Origin of the sequence: Bacteroides sp. ET336 (genome assembly GCF_024733815.1) — a bacterium.
GTDB lineage: Bacteria > Bacteroidota > Bacteroidia > Bacteroidales > Bacteroidaceae > Phocaeicola > Phocaeicola cellulolyticus.
On record NZ_JANRHK010000056.1, the window covers coordinates 1 to 628 of the forward strand.

Sequence of the window (628 nt, forward strand, 5' to 3'; positions counted from 1 at the left end):
GTCATATTGAACAAAAAATGTATCTTTGCAATACACCGACTGGAGAAATGGTTCGGTGTTTACATAAGAAAGCGTTTTTTGCTTTATCCTAAAATCGAAATCGCCAGTTTCTAATCGGAGGATTAAGACAATATGACGCTCACGATTTTTGTATATGTATGTCATGTGAGATTTTACAGGCACATGATTGTTTACATACAAAAACGGCGTGGGTTGATTGTTTCTTTATTCATTCCGATGCGGCGTTTGGCGATGCCTGATTTTGATGATTGAAGCAGACAAGTCCTCACGCCTTTCTTATTATATTAAAATTATACTAATGAAAACATAATGCCTTTTCTGGGGATAGCGGGCATTTAAAAGAAAAATATAAGGAGGTATCTATGCCACTTTTCAGAATTACAGTAAAGCAGTCGAAGGTCTCCAATGGAGTTCGTCTTGAGAAAGGAATGTCAGTGGAGGTAGTATCAAATTCATTCAGTAATCCAGTTTCAACAAATGGCGGTCAGCCTGTGGTGGATGCTTTCAATCGCATTTATGGGGTTGATATAAAGAAGGCTGGGGCACTTAGTATGGTTTATTTGGATGTGGTGAGGATTGGGTAATTCAAATATTATATTGTATTCTT

1 protein-coding gene is annotated in these 628 nt (G+C 37.3%); it reads left to right on the forward strand.

The features are described from left to right. Positions 1 to 383: 383 nt before the first annotated feature. Positions 384 to 605, forward strand: coding sequence for a DUF6140 family protein (locus NW213_RS16800; protein WP_258323478.1), 222 nt, complete (start codon positions 384 to 386; stop codon positions 603 to 605). Positions 606 to 628: the final 23 nt, after the last annotated feature.